Source organism: Rhodococcus sp. Eu-32, from assembly GCF_003336925.1.
GTDB classification, from domain to species: Bacteria; Actinomycetota; Actinomycetes; order Mycobacteriales; family Mycobacteriaceae; genus Rhodococcoides; species Rhodococcoides kyotonensis_B.
The window spans coordinates 83,243-104,302 of sequence record NZ_QGNK01000014.1 but is presented as its reverse complement, the minus strand read 5'-3'; the positions used below and the strand labels follow the sequence as shown (position 1 = coordinate 104,302).

20 protein-coding genes are annotated in these 21,060 nt (G+C 64.3%); 8 read left to right on the top strand and 12 right to left on the bottom strand.

Translation table 11 applies throughout. The features are described 5' to 3' along the window. Window positions 1-27 precede the first annotated feature (27 nt). A complete protein-coding gene (locus tag DK926_RS17575) occupies window positions 28-939 on the top strand; it encodes a manganese catalase family protein (RefSeq protein ID WP_114331476.1) in 912 nt (303 codons plus the stop codon). An 88-nt stretch (window positions 940-1,027) separates the two neighbouring features. Further along, window positions 1,028-1,744: a hemerythrin domain-containing protein gene (locus tag DK926_RS17570; RefSeq protein ID WP_114331475.1), complete on the top strand. Its 717-nt coding sequence runs from the start codon at window positions 1,028-1,030 to the stop codon at window positions 1,742-1,744. A gap of 14 nt (window positions 1,745-1,758) precedes the next feature. On the opposite strand, the gene DK926_RS17565 is transcribed toward DK926_RS17570, so the two are convergent. Beyond that, window positions 1,759-3,117: a serine/threonine-protein kinase gene (locus tag DK926_RS17565; RefSeq protein WP_114331474.1), complete on the bottom strand. Its 1,359-nt coding sequence runs from the start codon at window positions 3,115-3,117 to the stop codon at window positions 1,759-1,761. A gap of 142 nt (window positions 3,118-3,259) precedes the next feature. Here DK926_RS17565 and DK926_RS17560 point away from each other — a divergent pair, with 142 nt between their 5' ends. After that, window positions 3,260-4,537, top strand: a complete 1,278-nt coding sequence (locus tag DK926_RS17560) for an EAL domain-containing protein (RefSeq protein ID WP_114331473.1) — start codon at window positions 3,260-3,262, stop codon at window positions 4,535-4,537. Between the two features lie 14 nt (window positions 4,538-4,551). Here DK926_RS17560 and DK926_RS17555 read toward each other — a convergent pair whose 3' ends face one another. The 5 genes from DK926_RS17555 to DK926_RS17535 all read right to left on the bottom strand — a co-directional run bounded on the left by DK926_RS17555 (window position 4,552) and on the right by DK926_RS17535 (window position 8,765). Next, window positions 4,552-5,562: an NAD-dependent epimerase/dehydratase family protein gene (locus tag DK926_RS17555; protein WP_114331472.1), complete on the bottom strand. Its 1,011-nt coding sequence runs from the start codon at window positions 5,560-5,562 to the stop codon at window positions 4,552-4,554. 149 nt (window positions 5,563-5,711) lie between these two features. Next, a complete protein-coding gene (locus DK926_RS17550) occupies window positions 5,712-6,332 on the bottom strand; it encodes a TetR family transcriptional regulator (protein ID WP_114331471.1) in 621 nt (206 codons plus the stop codon). 137 nt (window positions 6,333-6,469) lie between these two features. Next, a complete protein-coding gene (locus DK926_RS26675; protein ID WP_165839599.1) occupies window positions 6,470-6,715 on the bottom strand; it encodes a hypothetical protein in 246 nt (81 codons plus the stop codon). A 63-nt stretch (window positions 6,716-6,778) separates the two neighbouring features. Beyond that, window positions 6,779-7,990, bottom strand: a complete 1,212-nt coding sequence (locus DK926_RS17540) for an acetyl-CoA C-acetyltransferase (protein ID WP_114331470.1) — start codon at window positions 7,988-7,990, stop codon at window positions 6,779-6,781. After that, window positions 7,983-8,765, bottom strand: a complete 783-nt coding sequence (locus tag DK926_RS17535) for an IclR family transcriptional regulator C-terminal domain-containing protein (protein WP_243636873.1) — start codon at window positions 8,763-8,765, stop codon at window positions 7,983-7,985. The genes DK926_RS17540 and DK926_RS17535 overlap by 8 nt, the downstream gene beginning before the upstream one ends. Here DK926_RS17535 and DK926_RS17530 point away from each other — a divergent pair. Both DK926_RS17530 and DK926_RS17525 read left to right on the top strand, forming a co-directional pair. Continuing rightward, window positions 8,706-9,386, top strand: coding sequence for a CoA transferase subunit A (locus tag DK926_RS17530; protein ID WP_243636872.1), 681 nt, complete (start codon window positions 8,706-8,708; stop codon window positions 9,384-9,386). The two genes, DK926_RS17535 and DK926_RS17530, sit on opposite strands and share 60 nt — an antisense overlap. A gap of 31 nt (window positions 9,387-9,417) precedes the next feature. Beyond that, window positions 9,418-10,026, top strand: a complete 609-nt coding sequence (locus DK926_RS17525) for a CoA transferase subunit B (protein ID WP_114331468.1) — start codon at window positions 9,418-9,420, stop codon at window positions 10,024-10,026. Between the two features lie 20 nt (window positions 10,027-10,046). Here the strand turns inward: DK926_RS17525 and DK926_RS17520 are convergent, their stop codons facing one another. Together DK926_RS17520 and DK926_RS17515 are read right to left on the bottom strand one after the other, a co-directional pair. Then, the gene (locus DK926_RS17520) at window positions 10,047-11,465 is read right to left on the bottom strand and encodes an acyl-CoA desaturase (RefSeq protein ID WP_114331525.1); all 1,419 of its coding nucleotides are present in this window, start codon (window positions 11,463-11,465) and stop codon (window positions 10,047-10,049) included. A gap of 34 nt (window positions 11,466-11,499) precedes the next feature. Further along, window positions 11,500-12,597 carry a ferredoxin reductase gene (locus tag DK926_RS17515; protein ID WP_165839598.1) on the bottom strand — a complete coding sequence of 366 codons (1,098 nt, stop codon included), beginning with the start codon at window positions 12,595-12,597 and terminating at the stop codon, window positions 11,500-11,502. Between the two features lie 167 nt (window positions 12,598-12,764). Between DK926_RS17515 and DK926_RS17510 the strand changes: the two genes are divergently transcribed. From DK926_RS17510 to DK926_RS17500, 3 genes are all read left to right on the top strand, one after another. Continuing rightward, window positions 12,765-13,880, top strand: a complete 1,116-nt coding sequence (locus DK926_RS17510) for a hypothetical protein (protein WP_114331467.1) — start codon at window positions 12,765-12,767, stop codon at window positions 13,878-13,880. Between the two features lie 361 nt (window positions 13,881-14,241). Further along, a complete protein-coding gene (locus DK926_RS26670; protein WP_165839597.1) occupies window positions 14,242-14,382 on the top strand; it encodes a hypothetical protein in 141 nt (46 codons plus the stop codon). A 186-nt stretch (window positions 14,383-14,568) separates the two neighbouring features. Continuing rightward, on the top strand, window positions 14,569-16,860 hold the full coding sequence (locus DK926_RS17500) for a zinc-dependent metalloprotease (RefSeq protein WP_114331465.1): 2,292 nt from the start codon (window positions 14,569-14,571) through the stop codon (window positions 16,858-16,860). A 12-nt stretch (window positions 16,861-16,872) separates the two neighbouring features. On the opposite strand, the gene DK926_RS17495 is transcribed toward DK926_RS17500, so the two are convergent. From DK926_RS17495 to DK926_RS17480, 4 genes are read right to left on the bottom strand one after another with little or no spacing between them, the layout of a single operon-like run. Further along, complete coding sequence (locus tag DK926_RS17495; RefSeq protein WP_114331464.1) at window positions 16,873-17,559, bottom strand: GntR family transcriptional regulator; 687 nt, start codon at window positions 17,557-17,559, stop codon at window positions 16,873-16,875. A gap of 13 nt (window positions 17,560-17,572) precedes the next feature. After that, entirely contained in the window at window positions 17,573-19,210 is a 1,638-nt protein-coding gene (locus tag DK926_RS17490; RefSeq protein ID WP_114331463.1) for an ABC transporter ATP-binding protein, read from the bottom strand. Beyond that, window positions 19,207-20,115 (bottom strand): ABC transporter permease, encoded by a 909-nt coding sequence (locus tag DK926_RS17485; protein ID WP_114331462.1) that lies wholly within the window; start codon window positions 20,113-20,115, stop codon window positions 19,207-19,209. The genes DK926_RS17490 and DK926_RS17485 overlap by 4 nt, the downstream gene beginning before the upstream one ends. Beyond that, complete coding sequence (locus DK926_RS17480; RefSeq protein ID WP_114331461.1) at window positions 20,112-21,056, bottom strand: ABC transporter permease; 945 nt, start codon at window positions 21,054-21,056, stop codon at window positions 20,112-20,114. The genes DK926_RS17485 and DK926_RS17480 overlap by 4 nt, the downstream gene beginning before the upstream one ends. Between the last annotated feature and the right edge of the window lie 4 nt (window positions 21,057-21,060).

Here is a 21,060-nt window from a genome sequence, read left to right as displayed (position 1 = left end):
GTCTTCCACTGCCAGAATGGAGTTTACATGTTTCGCCATACCGATTACCTGCAGTTCGACGTCAAGCCCGAGAAGCCGGACCCTGTGTACGCCCGCAAGCTCCAGGAGTTGATCGGCGGCGCGTACGGCGAGATGACCGTGACCATGCAGTACCTGTTCCAGGGCTGGAACTGTCGCATGGAAGGTAAGTACAAGGACCTGATCATGGACATCGCCACCGAGGAGATCGGGCACGTGGAGATGCTGGCGACGATGGTCGCTCGTCTTCTCGAGGGCGCGCCTGCGACGGAGTCGACCAAAGCGGCGGCGGCTGATCCGGTGGTCGCGGCGGTGATGGGCGGGATGGATCCGCAGCAGGCCATCGTCGCCGGCGGCGGTGCGATGCCTCAGGATTCGAACGGTGTCCCGTGGAACGGCCGCTACATCGTTGCTTCCGGCAACCTGTTGGCCGACTTCCGTGCGAACGTCGCCGCGGAAGCTCAGGGACGGGTGCAGACCGCGCGGCTGTACAACATGACCGACGACCCGGGAGTGAAAGCGATGTTGAAGTTCAACCTCGCCCGCGACACCCACCATCAGAATTTATGGCTCGCTGCGATCGAAGAGTTGCAAGCCGATGGACTCGAAGGCGTCGTCGCGCCCGACGCTCTCCTGGACGAAGAAGCCACCGAGCATGCCACCGACCTGTGGCATCTGTCCGACGGGGAATTCTCGTCAACCGGCGGGTGGGCGAATCGTCTCGCGCCCGACGGCGCCCGCCAGATGGGGTTCCTCGCGGACCCGCAACCGTTGGGCAACAAGGCATCCGCACCCGCACCGGATCCGAAACTGTACGCGACCTACGACGGCGCCAAGGGCGATCCAGCGTCGGCGGCCCTCGGCACCGAGAAGGGGATGATGGGTAAGATCAAGGACGCCCTCGACCCCGACGAGACGTAACGGGCGTCGACACAAGCCATCTGGCGAGGCGCGGTTCGGGGGCTGTGTCCGGACCGCGCCGCCGGACAATCAGTTCTGTGGGGTGAGCATGCCGAAATCCATTTCCGATCTTTCGGTCGACGAGTTGGGTGGGCCGGGAAGCGTTCTGGTCCGTCAGCGGGACGACCATGTCGAACTCGATCGTCTTCTTCGGGGAATCGAGGCCGCGGAAGGCGTCGAGCAGAACGATCTCCTGCGCGCGCTGTGCCGGCTCGTCTTTCCGCACGCGTTCGCCGAAGAGGCAGTCTTGTGGCCGATCATTCGCAAACATGTGCCCGAGGGCGAGAAGTTGACGCTCGACATCGAGCGGGAACACCAGCAGATAAACGAGTTGTTCTCGGATCTCGAGGCCATGCCATCGCAGGATCCGGATCGTGAGCCCCTGCTACAGAGCATATTCGAGCTTCTGAGGCAGGACGTGCGCGACGAAGAGGACCAATTGCTGCCGATGTTGCGGGCTGCGATGACGGATCGACAGTTGCGCCGCACAGGCGTGATGTGGTCGATCGTTCGACGGGCCGCACCCACCAGGCCTCACCCTGTTGTTGCACGTCGGCCACCAGGCAACGTGGTGTCGGCTGCACCGTTGACCGTTGTCGACCGTGCTCGTGACCGCCTCGACCGCCTGTCCGACCACGCGTCACCCATTGTCGCGCGGCCCAGCCACATCGGTAGTCGCGGACTCGCCGCCGTGGCCGGTGCTATCGAACATATCCCGCCCCTGACACGCGGTGAGCATCCCTCGACCAGGACGACCCGGCGCTAGGCGCGGACGAACCGTCAGTTGCCTCTGCCGTTCCCGTTACCGTTGTTGCCGCCACTTTTGTTGTTGCCGTTGCCGTTGCCGTTGTTGCCATTGCCGTTCCCATTGCCATTGCCGTTGTTGCCCGACTCTGCCGGCGGAATGTCCGCAGGCAGTCGAGGAGCCGGAATCGCGGGTGTCTCGGGCAGGTACGTCTCCGGTGCCACCGGTTCGACGATGACGGACGCGGTGGACGGCGACGAGATGGGTTCTGCTGCTTCGGGTGTCGCGGTGGTCGGTGTCGACGGGGCTGGACTCGACGTTTCGGCTCGGGGGTCGCTTGTCGGGGGTTGTGGTGAAGTCTGGGAACTCCACGCCACCGCGACGGCGACCAGTCCGGCGACCGCCGTTGCGACGCCCGCGGTCAGCCGACCGACTCGTCGCCGAGGCGGAGGTTCCATCTGATTCACCTCGGGCACAGGGACTTCCGTGATCGCAGGGTAGACCCAGGTGCCCAGGTCGCCTGTCGGAACCGATGGGCGATCCAGTGTGTCCACCGTGGCAAGTCGTTCGGCTACCTCGTCCGCCGTGGGACGATCCTCGGGTCGGCGAGCAGTCATCTCGGACAACAGTCTCGCCCACTCCGGGGGCAGCCCGGCAGGCACCTCGGGATCACGATGCAGACGTGCGACGGCCGCGGCGATGGCGCTACCCTCGAAAACCATGCGGCCACCGATACATTCGATCAAGACGAGACCGAGTGAATACACGTCGGTGGGTGGGCCCGTCGTACTTCCGAGAGCTTGTTCGGGACTCAGATAGTGTGCGGTTCCCACGGCAGTGCCGTGTTCGGTCAATCTGGCCGCATCGACGACGCGTGCGATGCCGAAATCGGTGAGCTTGAACGATCGGTGGGCGTGCACGGTCGGCGGTGTGACGAGAATGTTCGCCGGCTTCACGTCGCGATGAACCACGCCTGCGGAGTGGATGTAAGCGAGCGCAGTGGCCACGTCGCGGCCGAGTCCGGCGACATCGGGAAGAGGCAGACATGCTCCGGCCCGTAGCTGATTCAGGGTGGGACCGTCGACGAACTCCATGACGAGGTACGGCGCCTCGAAGCCCTGATCGTCCAGAGCGGTCCCGCCGTCGAACAGAGTCACCAGGCCGGGATGAGACAGGGCAGCGAGCGTCTGCATCTCGGCTTCGATGCGTCGGCGATCCGGCAAGTCGCCCCGGTCGCGACGAAAAATCTTGAGTGCAACCGTCCGGCCCAGTCGTACATCTTCGGCTCGGACGACATCTGCTGCTCCGCCCCTGCCGATGACCTCTCGAACCACGTACCTGTCGGCGAACAACGCGTGGTGCGGGTTCGACAGGTTATGTCCTCGGCCTGCCATGTGATCGTGCCCCAGTTCGGTCGGTTCATCGGTCTCGACCGACTGTATATCTTGTCCGCCTCGTGTCCGGTCTTTCGTATGCCCGAGGTGAAGAATGCAGAACTGAAGGCACAATGGATTCCGGTCGAGGGACGCTGGGACGATGTCAGGAGAGACGCACGTGCAGAGCCCGCAGGCCGACCGTTCGACCGGTGGCACCCCTTTGCCGGACATTCGTCCGGTCTATCAGCCAGTGGTCGCGCTCGACACCCGCACGGTGGTCGGGTTCGAAGCGCTGGTGCGTCCGTCGGCGAACAGTCCCTCCACGTCCCCCGAGCAGTTGTTCACGGACGCCGAGGACCGAAGTTGCATGGTCGAGTTCGACTGGCACTGCCGGCTCACCGCAGTACAGGGGGCTCTTGCGGCCCGCTTTCCCCGGCATCTTCAGCTGTTCGTGAATGCCGAGCCCGCTGCGCTCGGCGCGCCGCCACCGCCGGAGTCGCGTCGATTGCTCGCCGAGGCACGATCGTTGTCGGTGATCGTGGAGATAACGGAACGCCAATTGATGTCGGACGTCGCCGGGCTTCTGGGCGCCGTGGCACAGGCTCGAGACAACGGCTGGCGTGTGGCTGTCGACGACGTCGGCGCGGACGCATCCAGTTTGGCGCTGCTGGCGCTGGTGCGACCCGACGTCATCAAGCTCGACATGCGATTGACTCATGGTCGCTCGACTCGGGAGACCGCCGCGATCCTCACCGCGGTCGGCGCGGAAGCAGACCGCACAGGCGCCGTCGTTCTGGCCGAGGGAATCGAGTCCGAGGCCCACGAGCGGTGGGCACACGACATCGGTGCGGTGTGGGGCCAAGGCTGGTTGTACGGTCCGCCCGGCGCACTTCCCGTGTTCGACGCCCATGCCCGCGTCGTCGATCGATGGACGACGCAACCAGCGGTGACGGTGCGAGCGCCGGTAGCGGTGACGCCGGGCGGTCTCGCTCGGCAACACTCTCGCCTCCGGCACGGCGGTGAAGAACTCGTCGAGTACTGCGAGTACGAGCTTCTGCGCCGTGCCGAATCGGCGGGATCGACGGGGATCGTGCTGGTCACCGCGTCGACCTCGACCGAAATGTCCGACGCGTACCGCTCGCGGCTCGATGACCTGGCGTCACGAACAGCGTTGACCGCGGTGTTCGATTCTCGCCCCGCGCCTGCGGGCCACCGCTACCGTGTCGTCGGCATCGGCTCCGATGAACCACTGGCGCTCGAACGGTCCATGATCGTCGTCGATCCGTTGTTCCACGGCGCGTTGATCGCCGTGCACGACGGGCGCGCACACGACGGAGGTCCCCGTTACAAGTATCTGTTCACACTCGACAGAGAATTCGTCCTCGACGCAGCCACCGTGCTGATGCACCGACTTCCAGGTCCGGACAGTGTCGGCTGAATCGGAACCAGCGTTCATTCCGACAGCGGGGGAGTAGGCGCGTCACGCACTTCGTGAACACCTCGAACGAACTCCGACAACGCTTCCGCCGAGGTGTGACGCGGTTGCCACCCGAGTTCGGTGCGGGCGCGTGAAGTGTCCATCAGTGGCAACCGCAGAACCGCGTCGAGCAGGTCGGGGCTGGTGGGCACGATCCGGAGCTTCCACAGAAGGGTCACCAGTGCGCGAACCGGCATGACCGGAACCGGTACGACCCGGGCGCCGAGTACGTCCGCCAGCACCGCGGCAGTCACGGGTGGTTCAGCGGCGATGTTGAAGGCTCCATGCGCGTGGTTGGTGGCAGCGCGCGAAAATGCGTCACCGACGTCGGCGGAATGCACTGCCTGGAACACGAGGCCCGGTAGTTTCGGAACGAACGGGATCAACTCGGGCCGGACCAACTGTGGCGGCAGGAACGGACCCGCGAACAACCGACGTTGTTCCGTCGAGGCTTCGGGTTTGAACACGAACGCGGGACGAATGCGGACGATGCGCATCGAGGGATGTTGAAGTTCGAACGCGTCGAGTGCGCGTTCGAGGTACGACTTCTCGCGCGTGTAGGCGGCGCCGGGCCACCCGTGTGTGGGCCAATCCTCCTTCACTGCAGTATCTTTCGGTCCGGGCGCGTAAGCGCCGACCGACGACGAGTAGATCAGCGACGGTACGTGCGCGCGTGCGGCCGCGTCGAACACTGCGAGTGCGCCCAATACATTTGCGCTCCAGGTGTGCGCAGGATCGCGGGTGGGCTGAAATTGCCACGCCAGATGAACTACCACATCGACGTTCGAGAAGAACGGCAGCAGATCGTCTTTCGCAATGTCGGCCTCGACGAACGTCGTCCTGTCCGGCTGCAGCGTCGGCGCCCGTCGCGCCAGTCCGATGATTCTGCCGACGCGGGGATTGCGGGTCAGGGCGTCGACGACGCTGGTGCCGAGGTTGCCGGTTGCCCCGGTGACCAGCACGGTGAGCTGTGATGCGTCGTTCACGGTGGGTCTTCTCCAAGTCTGCTCGCGGGTAAGGTGGAACGCGGTGCTACACGCACGGCGGAGGCGCGCATTCTGTGCCTACCCGCTCGAAAAAGGCGTAAACCGCAAGGGCGACAACGGGTTCGGATCCACGACGTGGTCCGTTCCGTTCATCTCGCTCTGCGAGAATCATCTCCTCGACCGCGTTCCACGGCTGCGGTGGTCGCCGCGGAAACCGTCATGACGATGAACTCGCGTCTGCGGTCGTTTCGGTCATCGGTCGTCACTTCGGTGTCCGCGAACTGGCGATCGGTGGTTTGCAGAGCCACCCATCCGTCTACCAGGGTGATGACGGTCAGTATCAGTTCGGAAGCGTCGGCTGCCGACAGTGTCGGCAGGGCACTCGTGGCGCTGTCGATCAACCTGCGTGCGTGTTCGCGACGCGGATCTTCGATTGCCGCCCTGCGTATTTCGAGTCCCTCCCAGAACAGCAGTCTGGTGAGTCGGGGGTGCTCGATCGCGAAGTCGAATCGTCTACCTGCGTAGTCGGCGATCGCAGACGGGCCGTGCCCGATCAGTGGAACTGCGGTCGAGAAAAGAGCCACTTGCTGCGCGAGAACTGTCGAGAAGAACGAACCCTTGTTGCCGAAGTATTGGTAGATGCGTTCTTTGTTGACCCCGGCTTTGGTCGCGATGCGTTCGACCCGGGCGCCCGCGAACCCGTACTCGCTGAACTCGTCGACACCCGCTTCGAGGAGGAGCGTCTTCGTACGTTCGGTGTCCCACGCCATGAGTCGACTCTACCCAACTCCAACCATCTGGTTGGAGATAGATATTCTCGACGGGTAATGTCCATCTCCAACTGTTCGGTTGGAGATGGAGGAGTGCGCTCGATGGAAACGCTGGCGGTGGCGTCGACCGTGTTGGATCATGTCGCACTCGATCGCCACGGCGCCTCGAGTAGCCGGCGTCGTCGACGACCGATGCCGTCCGGGCCTCCGACTCCGTCGACACATCTCAGGGTTCTGATCACCTGGTTGTCGATCTTCCCGTTGGTTGCGGTGGGGATGACCCTGATGGCGTCGGTCGTGCCGACGACTGCCACGTGGCCGACGTGGTGTCGAGCGCTGCTGCTCACCGCGATCGTCGTGCCGACGTCGGCGTATGTCGTCATGCCTCGATTGCTGGCGATGACAGTCCGCTGCATGCACTGGCGTCACCGACGGTCGAACCGGACTCAGCTCGTCTGCTCGAACACTGCTGCGAGGCCTTGTCCGCCGCCGATGCACATGGTTTCGAGGCCGTAGCGGGTGTTGCGGCGCCGCATTTCGCGTAGGAGGGTGGCGAGGATGCGTGCTCCGGTGGCGCCGACGGGGTGGCCGAGGGAGATGCCGGAGCCGTGGGGGTTCAGCCGTGGGTCGTCGGGTTCGATGTTCCAGGTGCGTAGGACGGCGAGGGTTTGTGCGGCGAACGCTTCGTTGAGTTCGATGACGCCCATGTCGTTCATCGTGAGTCCGGCTCGCCCGAGGGCTTTCTCGGTGGCGGGGACGGGTCCGATGCCCATGGTCCGCGGCGGCACGCCTGCGACGGCCCAGGAGAGGAGTTTCGCGATGGGCCTGAGGCCGAGTTGGGCGGCCCTCTCGGGGGTGGTGACGATCGCGAGGGCGGCGCCGTCGTTCTGGCCGCTGGCGTTGCCTGCGGTGACGGTGGAGTCGGGGTCGAGCTTCGAACGGATCGCCCGCAGTTTCGCAAGGGATTCGATGGTGGTGTCCGCACGGGGGTGTTCGTCGGTGTCGACGACGACGGGATCTGATTTGCGTTGTGGGACAGCGACTGCGACTATTTCTTCGGCGAAGACACCGTTGTTCTGGGCGGCGACGGCTTTGTGGTGGGAGGCGGCGGCGAGGGCGTCCTGGTCGGCGCGGCTGATGGAGAATTCCGCCCGTAGGTTTTCGGCGGTTTCGATCATGCCGCCGGGGACGGGGAAGTTTCTGCCGCCTGCGGTGACGCGGGCGCGGGCGAGGCGGTCGGAGAGTGCGATGGCGTCGGCTTTGACTCCCCAGCGCATGCCGGTGGTGTAGAACTCGGCCTGGCTCATGCTTTCTGCGCCGCCGGCGAGGACGAGGTCGCTGGCGCCGGTCTGTACTTGCATGCAGGCCTGTAGGACGGCTTGGAGGCCGGATCCGCAGCGGCGGTCGATCTGTTGTCCTGGGACGTCGATGCCGAGGCCTGCGTCGAGGGCGGCGACGCGGCCGAGTGCGGGTGCTTCCCCGTTCGGTGATGCCTGGCCGAGGATGACGTCGTCGATGTCGGATCCGGATATGCCGGTGCGCGAGGCGAGTTCGGTGATCACGGCAGCGGCAAGAGTTTCGGGTGCGATGCCGGAGAACACGCCGCCGAAGCGCCCGACGGGGGTGCGGAGGGGTTCGCAGATGACGGCGTCAGGCATGTCGATGTCCTTGTTTGTCGGTGGAGTTCGTGTCCAGGCGGCGTAGGTCGGTGTCTATTGCTTGGGCGGCGGCCAGGAGGGCGGGGAGGAGGTGTTCGCGGGCGGCGGCGGCGGAGTGCCGGGCGGCGGGCGTCGACACGTTGGCTGCGGCGACGACCACGCCGGCGGTGTCGTGGATCGGTGCCGCGATCGAGCGCAGACCGGCTTCGAGTTCTTGGTCGACCAGGCAATAGCCCTGTGTGCGAACGGATTCGAGTTCGGCGCGAAGGGATGCGATGTCGGTGATGGTCTTACCGGTCAGCGGTGTCGGATTCAGTCGTGACAGGTAGGCGTCGAGTTCGACGGATGACAGTCCTGCCAACAGCACTCGGCCCATCGAGGTGGCGTAGGCGGGAAAGCGGGTGCCGATGGTGATCGCGACGGTCATGATCCGTGAGACCTGGACGCGGGCGACGTAGACGACGTCGTCGCCGTCGAGGATGGACACCGACGACGACTCGTGCACCCGCTGCGACAACGCCTCGAGGTGGGGACCGGCGACGTCGGGCAACGTGAGCGAGGACAGGTAGCTGTAGCCGAGTTCGAGCACTCTCGGGGTGAGCCAGAACAATGACCCGTCGGTGCGCACGTATGGTCGAGCGCATGATGGACAAAGTCGTAGCGAGCGCCGCCGACGCGGTGGCCGATCTGCCGGATGGGGCGTCGATCGCCGTGGGTGGTTTCGGCCTGGTCGGTCGGGGTTCCCGAGGTGTTGATCGGTGCCGTGCTCGATCACGGCGCATCCGATCTGGAGATCGTCAGCAACAATTGCGGTACGGATGGTTTCGGGCTCGGTGTGCTGCTGGAGAAGCGTCGTATCCGTCGCACGATTTTCTCCTATGTCGGGTCGAACAAGGAGTTCGCGCGCCAGTATCTCGCCGGTGAACTCGAGGTCGAGCTCACGCCGCAGGGCACACTCGCCGAGCGACTGCGGGCGGGCGGGCCGGGTATCCCGGCGTTTTTCACCCCGGCGGGCGTGGGAACACAGGTCGCCGACGGCGGTCTGCCGCTGCGCTACGACGGCAGCGGCGGCATCGCGGTGGCGAGCCCTCCGAAGGAGACCCGCGAGTTCGACGGAGTCACCTACGTGATGGAACGCGGCATCGTCGCCGACTACGCACTGGTGCACGCCTGGAAAGGTGATCGGCACGGCAACCTGGTGTTTCATGCCAGCGCACGCAACTTCAACCCGCCCGCGGCGGCGTCGGGACGGATCACGATCGCGCAGGTCGAGGAACTGGTCGAGCCCGGTGAGATCGGTCCGGACGAGATTCACACCCCGGGCATCCATGTGCAGCGTGTGGTGCACGTCGGCAAGGTGACGGTAGGAATCGAGCAGCGGACGGTGCGGGCATGAGCGAGACGATCATCAAATTGACCGTGAACAGATGGCGGCCCGGGTCGCGCAGGAATTGCATGACGGTGAGTACGTGAACCTTGGCATCGGGATGCCGACGCTCGTGCCGAACTATTTGCCGACTGACATCACCGTCGTATTGCATTCGGAGAACGGCGTTCTCGGTGTGGGGCCGTACCCGACCGAGGACGAACTCGACCCCGAGGTCATCAACGCGGGCAAGGAGACGATCACCGTCCTGCCGGGTGCGTCCTACTTCGACTCGGCGGCCTCGTTCGGCATGATCCGCGGCGGCCAGGTCGACGTCGCCGTCCTCGGTGCCATGCAAGTCAGCCAGCACGGAGATCTGGCGAACTGGATGATCCCCGGCCACATGGTCAAGGGCATGGGCGGGGCCATGGATCTCGTCCACGGCGCCCGCCGCGTCATCGTCATGATGGAACACGTCTCCAAGAAAGGTGAGCCGAAAATATTGGAGGAGTGCTCACTTCCGTTGACGGGCAAGGGATGCGTACAGGGCATCATCACCGACATGGCCGTCCTCGACGTCACCGAGGGCGGACTCCGGCTCGTCGAAACCGCACCCGGAATCACCGAGGAACAGGTCCGAGCGGTTACCGGAGCTCCGTTGGTGGCATGACGTGAACGCCTGTGTCGCCGTCAGTCGTCGCCCCGCGGCGGCGGCTCGACGTCGACGCCCCCGGACGAATGTTCGGGGCCTGCATCCGGATGGCCGGCCGGGACGCGGCTGCGGGACCGAGCCGCCTCGCTTTCGCCCGGCTCCTCACTGAACTTTCGTCGCCATGCTTCCTCGGGACGGTACGGACCCGGCTTCGGACGGGCTTTCCCACCGGGGAACGCGAGTCGCGCGATGGTGCGATGCACCATGCCCCACTGCTGCATCAGCGGTCCGGTGTTGTAAGGCAACTGGTATCGCTCGCAGATGTCCTTCACCTTCGGCGCCACTTCCGAGTAACGGGTGCTCGGCATATCGGGGTAGAGGTGGTGCTCGACCTGATAGCTCAAGTTTCCGCTCATCAAATGGAACAGGGGACCGCCGTCGATGTTGGCCGCGCCGACGAGTTGACGCACGTACCAGCCACCACGCGTCTCGTTCTCCACCTCTTTCTGACTGAAGGTGTACGCCTGGTCGGGAAAGTGGCCGCAGAAGATGATGCCGTGCGCCCACACGTTCCGAATGATGTTCGCGGTGAAGTCGGCCGCAAGTGTGGACAGGAACGTGCTTTCGACGCCACTGAACCGCTTGTCCAACAGCGATGCCAGTTTCGACACGCCCGATGATGTCGACGACTTCCGTAGTCGCGCAGCGAGTCTCGACTTCTTGCTCTCGCGCAGTCGGCCGCCGCTGGCGAGTTGGGCGAGGGCGAAAGCTCCCGCGCTGATGACCGGCCAGCCCACGTAGTCCTTGACGAATTGACGTCGTGCCTTGCCCGCAATGCCTTTCAGGTCGTGGAGGACGTCTTTCGCCGGTTTCTCACCTCGGCGAATGGCCTCGATGTCCAAATCGTGCAGAGCGACACCCCATTCGAAGAAGGCCATCAGCAGTACGTTGTAGAAGGGCTGGAAAAGATAGACCGGGTGCCATTTCTGGTTGGGGTCGATCCGCATGATTTCGTAACCGAGGTCTTTGTCCTTGCCTCGGATGTTCGTGTACGTGTGGTGCACGAAATTGTGGGAGTGTTTCCAAGACTCCGAGGTGGACGCTGTGTCCCAATCCCACACGGACGAGTGGATTTCCGGATCGTTCATCCAGTCCCACTGTCCGTGCATGACGTTGTGGCCGATCTCCATGTTCTCGAGAATCTTCGCGACGCCCAGGCATGCGGTTCCCGCGACCCACGCAGGTTTGCTCGTCGAGCCCAGCAACAGCACACGGCCGGCGGCGACGAGTTGCCTCTGCGCCGCGATGACCGACGTGATGTACTTACGGTCCTTCGCGCCGAGGCTGGCGTACACCTCGTCGTGGATCGCGTCGAATTCCTTGGCCAGTTCGGCGATGGTCTCGTCGCTCAGATGCGCGAGAGGATTGACCGGCTCGGTTCGGGGGGCATGGTCGATGCTCACAAGTGTTCCCTTCGGTGTCGTGCAAAGTTCAGAGTTCGATGGCGATATCGCCTTCTGCCGTGTTCACACAGATGCGAACCGCTTGTCCTGTCGGCTCCGAGACTTCCCCGTTGCGCAGGTCTCGTAACCGTCCTGATTTCAAAGTTCCTACACACGTGTGACAGATGCCGATCCTGCAGCCGAAGGTCAGGTCCAGGCCTGCGTTCTCTCCCGCGGCGAGGATGGTCGTGCCGCCATCGCATTCGACCTCCTTGTCGCTGTTGAGGAACCGGACCGTTCCGCCTTCACCGTCGCCGGCGTCACCGCCGATGACGGGCTGGAAGCTTTCGTGATGGAACCGGTTGGGATCACCTTGCTCCTTCCAGTAGGACCGCAGATCCTCCAGGTGTTCGCCCGGTCCGGAGCAAAATGCTTCGCGCTCCCTCCAATCCGGAACCAGCTGGTCCAGTTCCGACGCCTTCATTCGTCCCTCGTCGCTGGTGATGCGGAGTTCGAGGCGTAGCCCGTCGTGACGAGCGTCCAATTCTTCGAGGGTGTCCGCGAACATGAGCTGTTCGCGACTGTGCACCGAATGCACGACGACGACGTCGGAGATTCGGTCCTGGTGATCGAGACTGCGCAGCATGCTGATGATGGGCGTGATTCCGCTGCCCGCACTGATGAAGACCATCTTCTCCGGAAGCGGATCCGGGAGGGTGAACTCGCCTTCCACTTCGCTGAGACGAACGATGTCCCCGGTCCTGATGGTTCCCACCAGGTACGGCGACACGGTGCCGTCGGGCACCAGCTTCGGGCTGACGCTGACGAGGCCGTCCACGGGATCGGGGTCGGACGTCAACGAGTACGCACGCCAGTGGTAGCGCCCGTCGATCAGTACCCCGAGTCGAACGTATTGGCCGGGAATGTGACCGGTCCACTCGAACCCGGGCCTGATGTACACCGACACGGCGTCGGAGCCCTCAGGAGCGATGCGCACGACCTGTCCACGCAACTCCCGCGTCGTCCACAGCGGGTTGATGAGGGATAGATAGTCGTCCGGCCGTAGGGGATTGAACAGCAGCCGGACCGCGCGCAGCGCCGTCCGGCGCAACAGTGAGACCTTCGGTTCTGCCCCGCGCTCAGCCACACTTGCAACCTAACCGCCCGTCGGCATCGGGGTGGAGAAATCGCGAACTGATTCGAAAGATCGATGAGAAACATTCACGACGTCCGGCCTGACACCCAGGGTTTGCCTGGGCGCGAGTCGGGCACCCGAGAGGGAGCACTGCATACGTTCGTGAAGGAGTGACACCCATGCAGACACATCGATTTCGGGCGCTTGTGGACGAGCCGGGACCGTTCGCCACCGTGTACTACGACGACACGCACACCTCCGAGGACGCGTCTGCCGTGGCCGAGTTGACCGCCCGTGCGGTGATCGAAGAACTCGAAGAGCGTGGCGCCGACGCCTCCCTGACCGGCGCGATCGAGACCGCCATGACCGTGGCCACCCCACCGTCCGGGCCCAGTGGCCGCGTTGTCATCGCCGGTCGGAACGGAGTGCTCGTGGACGAGCATCTCGTACGTCCCGCCGTGAAGACCGAAGTACGCGTGTCGGACCTGCCCTACCTCGTTCCCATCGTCGAACACGGCGCCGAATCCGTCGCGTACGCGGTTGCTCTCGTCGACCACCAGGGCGCGGATCTGACTCTGCACTCCGAGGACGGGGACACGTGGACGACGTCCGTCGACGGCGACGGCTATCCGGTGCACAAGGCGTCGAGTGCAGAAACGGCAGGCTACGGCGATCCTCAACCACGGGCGGAAGAGGCTGCTCGCAAGAATATTCGTGCTGTCGCAGCCGAGTTGGACACAGCGGTCGACAGGTACGACGTCGGAGTCGTGTTTCTCGGTGGCGACGTTCGAGCACGAGCAGAGTTGCTCGAACACGTGGCCGACCGAGTCCGGGAGCGTGCGGTGACCATCGACGGCGCCTCGCGTTCCGCAGGCGTTGATACGCAGGCGACCCGGGACAAGATCGACGAGGAATTCGCACGACGTCGCCTGGCGGCGGTGGATGCAGCTGTCCAGCGGTTTCAGCAGTACGAGGGCACCGGTCGAGCGGCGCAGGGCATCGAAGGTGTGTCTTCCGCTCTGCGATCGGGCAACGTGGACACGCTCATCGTGGGCGATCTGGGCCAACGGACCGTGGTGTCGGCGGACGGGTTGGTCGCGGCCGACGTCGACGCCTTGTCCGAGTACGGCGCCTCCGACGCACAGACCGTTCCGGCCGACGAGGCAGTGGTTGCGGCAGCTGTTCGCGTGGGTGCGTCGATCGTGCGCACGGACGAACGGTTCACGCCCGAAGACGGCGTCGCGGCCGTTCTGCGGTACGACGAATTCAGCTCGGCGGACGCGGGCGTCCGTTAGGTCGGGTTTTCGTATGCTGAGTGCCCGAGGGAACTCTGGCCGAACGGAGGAGGTGTGAAGTGTCCGGGGGCCGGGTACAGGTCTGCAATGCACGTTGGCGACCGCTGTACCTTCATGCCCGGCTCGACTCCCGTAGACGTCATCGTTCGAGACGTACGGGACGACGGGCTTGTCTTGGTGCAGAACGAAGTCTCCGGAGTAGGGGCTTACTCCTTCCTGGTCAGAAGCGATTTTCTGGTCCCCCTCGACGGTGAGAGTCGCGCGATCGTGAAACCGTCTTTCTCGTGTGTGGAAGCGGCCTGAAAACGCGAAGGGAGATATGACGAGGATTCGATCGGAGTCGTCCGGGTATCGCCGCACAATGAGCACAGACGCGACACAACCCGACCGGCCCGAAAGCTACGACCCTGATCAGGATCCCGACTCGGATCCGCACATGCTCGTCGACAAGGCGAAACTGCAAACCAGTCAGGCGGAGGGCGAGGACGAGTCCGAGGAGTGATCGATCCGGCTGGACCAGTATATCCCCTCGGGACGTAGGCACATCTTCGTGCCTACGTTTTCTTGTCGCGCTATGGCGAGGACCCGTATGGACCGTCGGTCCTGCAATGTATCCGCGTGAGCACATTTAAATACACCGTGATGCAAAGTCTGGACGCTTCGTGTCCCGGTGCCTAACGTCGTCATCATGAGTGTCGCTTCAACCACCGCACACGACGGTTATTTCCCGCTGGTCGCGGACCACGATCGAGGCCGTGTCCATCTCGGTATCCGCAACCTGGGCACCGCTTTCCTGTTGTCGGGCGGTCTCGAGACCGGCGTCGGCGCCAGCGAGATTCCGCTCGATCGCGGATATCCAGGGCCGGTGCGGTTGGCGCGCTTCGTGCGGTACGGGCAACGGGTCGTACTCGAGTACCTCACCGCGTCGTTCGCGAACGGTCGGCAGGAAGCCGGGCCCTCCCAACGTCCGGTCGACGACTCGTTCGCGCGGTCCGTGGTGTTCAGCGGTGAGGTCGTCGACGTCGCGACGCTCGCGGAGCTCGTTGCGGATTCGGTTCCGGAAGCGCACGCGTACGTGGACATCACCGATTTCCTCGTATCCGACCTCCATGACTTCGCTGCGGCGATCTACCCCGGTGTCCAACCGGTCGGCGCGCCCCCCGGCTCGGTGAAGTATCGGCGAGTCGCGGACAGGTCGTTTCCCCTGACCCGACAGGCGCGATCGTTCGCAGGAAACACCGAACTCGTCGCTGCCGTGACATTCGAAGCAACCGACACCCCCCCTGCTGCGCTCGTTCGCGTCGTGCCCGATCCGCGGTCGTTGACATTCACGCAGCGCCTCTCGTTCGTTCCACTTCCCGGCGGTTTCGAACCGCGCCCGTATCATCCGGGCTCCGGCGGCTGGCGAAATCGCTACGAGGACCCTGCACTGGTCGGATCATCGAGCATCGACGTGTCGTTCCAGCCCAGATTTCGTACCCAGGACCGCCCCATCGTGTTCTCGGTCGACCCGGGTATCCCCGAGCCGTATCTACAGGCAGTCCTCGACGGCGCATCGTGGTGGCAGCAGGGCTTCGCTGCGATCGGCAGGCCCGACGACTACCGCGTGGAAGTGCTTCCTGCCGAACGCGATCCCTGGGAGATCGGCACGAACCCCGTGTGGTGGGTCCACCGATCCGGTCGCGGCTGGTCGATAGGACATTCGGTAGCCGATCCGTTCACGGGTGAGATAGTCCGCGGCAGTGTCAGGCTCGGTTCGCAGCGTGTCACCCAACTACGAATTCTGTTCGAGGCGTTGTTGAGTCCGTACGGTCGTGAGGACGAGGCCGAGCGGCTCGCAGACATCGAACAGGCCATCGTTCGGCGAATCAGGCAGCTCGCCGCGCACGAGGTCGGGCATGCGCTCGGTTTTCAGCACAACTTCGCCTCGAACGGACATCCCGTCGCATCGGTGATGGACTATCCCCACGCGTCCATCGACATCAGGCCCGACGGTGAATTGTCCTTGCGCAACGCCTATCCCGACGAGCTGGGCCCGTGGGACCGCTTCCTCGTCGCACATGCGTACGGTCCGGGTGACGACCTCGACGGAGTACGAGCCTCGGTCTCGCACCTTCCTTATCTCAACGACCCCGACGGTCATTCACCGCGAGCGACCAGCTGGCGCGCCGTTCCGTGGACGATTCGCTACTCGGACGACATTCCCGACGCCTTTGCCGCACTCGATCACATTCTCGCGGTTCGTGCGAAAGCATTGGCGGACTTCGGCGTCGGCGTCGCACCTGCGGAATCGCCCCTGGGCGAAGTCGAGGCGCGATTGGGGTCCCTGTATTTCCTGCATCGATTCCAGGTACAAGCAGTCGCGCGATATCTCGGCGGTGTCGACTATTCGTACGGCCAGGGCCGCGACGGGGTCGACGCCGTCACCACCGCGTCTCCGAAAATGCAGCGTAAAGCTCTTCGTCAGTTGTCCAAGCTGCTGTCCGACGACGTCCTGCGGATCGACACCGCGTTGATCGATCGGCTGACCCCGCCGTCGATCGGATATGAACGCGCCGCATCGAACCTCGGCAGTCGCTTCGGCGCCGCTTTCGACCCCGTTGCCTATGCCGAAGCCGCAGCCTCGTTGGTCGCGTCGGAGGTGCTGTCGTCCGAGCGGCTCAATCGAATCCACCAGCAGCACGCCACCGATTCGGCTGTACCGTCGATAGATTCGGTGGTCGATGCCCTGCTGAAGCATGCCGACGCGGTGTCCGTCCGATTCACGATCGCCCGACATGCGCTGCACACTCTCGCATCCGGGAAGTTGACTGCAGCGGCGCGAGTGGAGGTGCGACGGGCGATTGAGCGTCGCATCGCCCGATCCGACCAAGCCACAGGCGATCTCGTTCGCCGCGGACTCGCCGGGGTCGACGCGGACACGCTACGTGACGCCGACGAGTTCGCCCTTCCTGTGGTTCCCGCCGGGATTCCGCTGTAGTCGGAGGAGCACCTAGGGCCGCACCTGAGCCAACTTCGCGAGCCGAACATCGCGAGTACGGCTCAGGTGCGCGATCACTCCGACACGTGCGGCTTCGGCGTCGTTCGCTCGAAGTGCAACGAGAATCGCTTCGTGCTCGGCGACCGTCTTCTCCAGGCTGTTCGGAGCGCCGACGGGAGAGTCGTCGAACAATCGCATCTGCGTGATGACACGGTCCAGAAGATCCGACAGCACGCTGTTGTGTGCGGCCGTCCAGAGTGTTCGGTGCCAGTCGGCGTTGACGGACGAGATCTCCTCGATCTCGGTGGCCTCGCTCAACAGTTCGGCGAGATGCTCGAGTCGCGCGAGGTCGAGTTCGGTCCGGCGCAGCGCCGCTGCGGATGCGGCTGCCGACTCGAGGGCGATTCGGGCCTCGTACAGCTCCATGATGTCCTCGGCCGTGGCCACGCGAATGCGGTACCCGCGTACGACGCGCTCGACGAGACCGTCGTGCTCCAACCTGGTCAGTGCATCTCTGATGGGAGTGCGAGAAACTCCGTAACGTGCGCTGAGCATCGTTTCGAGCAGAACGGTTCCCGGTGGAAAGACGTGATCGACGAGTTCTGCGCGAAGGCGTGCGTACTGCACCGAGGCGGAGTCGATCGCGGTGACTCGCTCCGGTTCGGGAGCGCTGCTCGGGCCCGGGCGGGTGGGTGCCATCGGGCCATCATATTTACCCATGTTCGGTTCCTACGGAGGCGCGTCGACCCGGGATCGCATCGATCAACGCTGCCGTGTACTCGTGCGTCGGCGAATCGAACACGTTCGTGACGAGACCGTGCTCGACGATCCGGCCTTCCTTCATGACGGCGACGTCGTCGGCAATCAGGCGTACGACGGACAGGTCGTGGGAGATGAAGAGGTAGCTCACCGACAGTTCGCGTTGAAGGTCGGCGAGCAGATCGAGGATTTGTGCCTGCACGGACACGTCGAGGGCGGAGATCGGCTCGTCGCACACGATCAGCTCGGGTTCGACCGCGAGCGCACGCGCGATGGCGACGCGCTGGCGCTGCCCTCCGGACAACTCGCTCGCTCGGCGGGACGCGAACGACGTCGGGAGACCCACCTGGTCGAGTAGCTTTCGGGATCGTGCAGCCCGTTCGGTGCGTGAGCCCACTCCGAACGCGCGTAGCGGTTCCTCGATGATCTTCGCGACCGACCAGCGCGGACTGAGCGAACTGTACGGATTCTGCTGGATAAGTTGAAAACGCTTGCGTAGCAACCGCAATTCGCCCGAACCGAGGGTCGACGTGTCGGTGCCGTCGAAGGTGACGGTGCCGGAAGTCGGCTTGTCGAGGTTCATGATCATCCGTGCCGTCGTGGACTTGCCGGACCCCGATTCACCCACGAGCGCGAACGTCCGACCACGTTCGATGGAGAAGCCGACGTCGTTCACGGCCGTGATACGCGTGCGCTTTCCGGTGGTGTCGACGGCCTCGAATTCCTTGACGAGATTTCGGGCGACGACGACGGGCGTCGCAGCTGTCCTCGAGCCGACGGTTTTCTTCGCGAACGCCGCCCGCTCGGTGGGGACCGTCGAAAGAAGTTGCCTGGTGTACTCGTGCCGTGGGTTCGCGAGAACCTCCGACGTCGATCCGTGCTCGACGACGCGTCCGCCGGACATCACGATCAGGTGGTCCGCGCGATCGGCAGCGACTGCGAGGTCGTGCGTGACGAGGAGTACCGCCGTACCGCTGTCCCGGCGCAGAGTGTCGAGGCGATCGAGCACCTGGCGTTGGACGGTGACGTCGAGGGCACTGGTCGGTTCGTCGGCGATGATCAGCTGTGGTTCGCACGCCCACGCCATGCCGATGAGCACTCGTTGTCTCATGCCGCCCGACAACTCGTGGGGATACTGGCGGGCACGACGCTCTGGCTCGGACAGTCCTACCGCCCCGAGGATCTCGACTGCCCGGGTCGGAGCATCCTTGCGACTGGCATGACCGTGAATCTCCAGAACCTCGGAGATCTGCCCACCGATGCGCTGAGTCGGGTCGAGGGACACAGTGGGATCTTGTGGAACGAATCCGATCTTGTTGCCGCGTAACCGGCGAAGGGCGCGGTCGGACAATTCGGTGAGCTCGGTCCCGTCGTACCTGATACTTCCTGCTTCGACCGAGGCCGTGGCGCCGAGCAATCCGATGATCGACAGCGCCGTGGTGCTCTTGCCCGATCCGGACTCGCCGACGATCGCGACCATCGCTCCACGGTCCACTTCGAACGAGACGTCGTCGAGTGCGACCGCGTCGGCTGATCCGTACCGCACCGTCAGGCCGCGGACCGACAGCAGAGGCCGGGACGATTCGGTCATTTTCTCTTCCTTCCACGGAACGTGAAACTCTTGCGATCCTGCAGTGCGTGCGACACCCGGTTGAGCGACAGGACCACCGCGACGATGACGAGTCCGGGAATCGTGATCAACCACCAGGAGGTAGCCATGTAGTCGCGGCCCGTCGAGATCAACGCTCCCCATTCGGGAGCAGGTGCCGGTTCTCCGTAACCGAGGAAGCTGAGCCCAGCGATCGCCAGTAACGCGGTTCCGAACTCGATCGTCGCGAGGACGACGACGGGACCACGGGCGTTGGGGAGGACATGGGCGAACATGATGGTCCACCAACGCACACCGGCCGCACGCGCTGCATCGGTGTAGTCGGCCACACGAACCTTCAGGACCTCGCTGCGCATCGTGCGCGCGATGCTTGCGATGCTCGCGATTCCGACGGCTACGGCAACGACGACCACTCCGCGACCCAACACGGTGATGATCGCCATCGACAGCAGGATGCTCGGAATCGACAGCATGACGTCGGCGCCTCGCATGATGATGTCGTCGGTGCGACCTCCGACGAACCCCGCGAGCAGGCCGAGGAGCGAGCCGACAACCAGCGCGAGTACCACGGCGATGACAGCACCCGTCAGCGACAGGGATGCGCCGTACACGATGCGGGCGAACAGATCCCGGCCCACCTGGTCGGTGCCGAACCAGTGCGCGCCGCTCGGCGGTTGCAGCTTCTCGGCGCCGACCCCGAGAAGAGGATCCTGATCGGTGAAGAGCGACGGGACGAGTGCCCACAGAACGACGAGCGCCACGATCGCGATCGAGGCGGACAGCATCGACGCGCTGAAGACGCGGCCTGCGACGCCGGTACGTCGTCGACGTGGTGGTCGTGAATCGACGGCTGCTTCGCCGACCACGACGTCGAGTGCGGTGCTCATGCCCTGGCTCCTTCGATACGCACCCGGGGATCGAGTGCCGAATACAGTAGGTCGATCGCAAGGCTGACGACGACGAAGACGACTGCGGATACGAGCACCACACCCATGACCACCGGGATGTCCTTCTGGCCCACCGCGGTCGCAGCGATTTGTCCGAGTCCGTTGCGTGAGAAGACGGTCTCGGTCAGGACCGAACCACCGAGAAGCGTCGCGACGGTGACGCCGACAGTCGTCAACGCCGGCAGCGATGCGTTGCGCAGCGCATGCCGGAAGAAGATGCGAAAACGCCCGACGCCTTTCGCCCGCAGTACATCAGAGTACGGTTCGGCGAGAGTCGTCGTCAGGGACTTGATCAGCACCTGCGAGGTGATGGCTGCGACCGGGATCGACAGCGTGATCGCGGGGAGTACCAATCCGGACAGTCCACGTTCACCGAAGGCAGGGAACCAACCCAGCTGGAACGAGAAGACCTGCAGCAGAACGAGTCCGATCCAGAACGATGGAAGTGACACGCCCAACGGTGGCAGCGAGACGAGCAGTTCCCGCAGCCACGCAGATCGGGTGAGTGTCGCGGTGATGGCCAGGGCCACACCGAGAACGACACCGAGGACGAGGGCGGACGCAGCGAGTTCGAGAGTCGACGGCGCCGCGTCCGCCAGGGTCCGGGTCACGGCAACTCCATTTCGATACGAATGCCCGAGGTCGCCGTGGAGTGCATTCCACAATTGGTCCACGTACTGCACGTAGAACGGTCGATCGGTGCCTGCCTGTGCGCGCAGTTCGTCGATCTGCTCCGGCGTCAGCGATTGGAGCTGTTCGGTGCCGAGACCCATCGTGACGGGGTCTCCCGGCACGACGAACAGCACGGCGAAGGAGACCGTGAATGCCGCCCACAGCACGAGCACGGCATGGCGCATGCGACGGAGTATGTACCGTGACATGGCG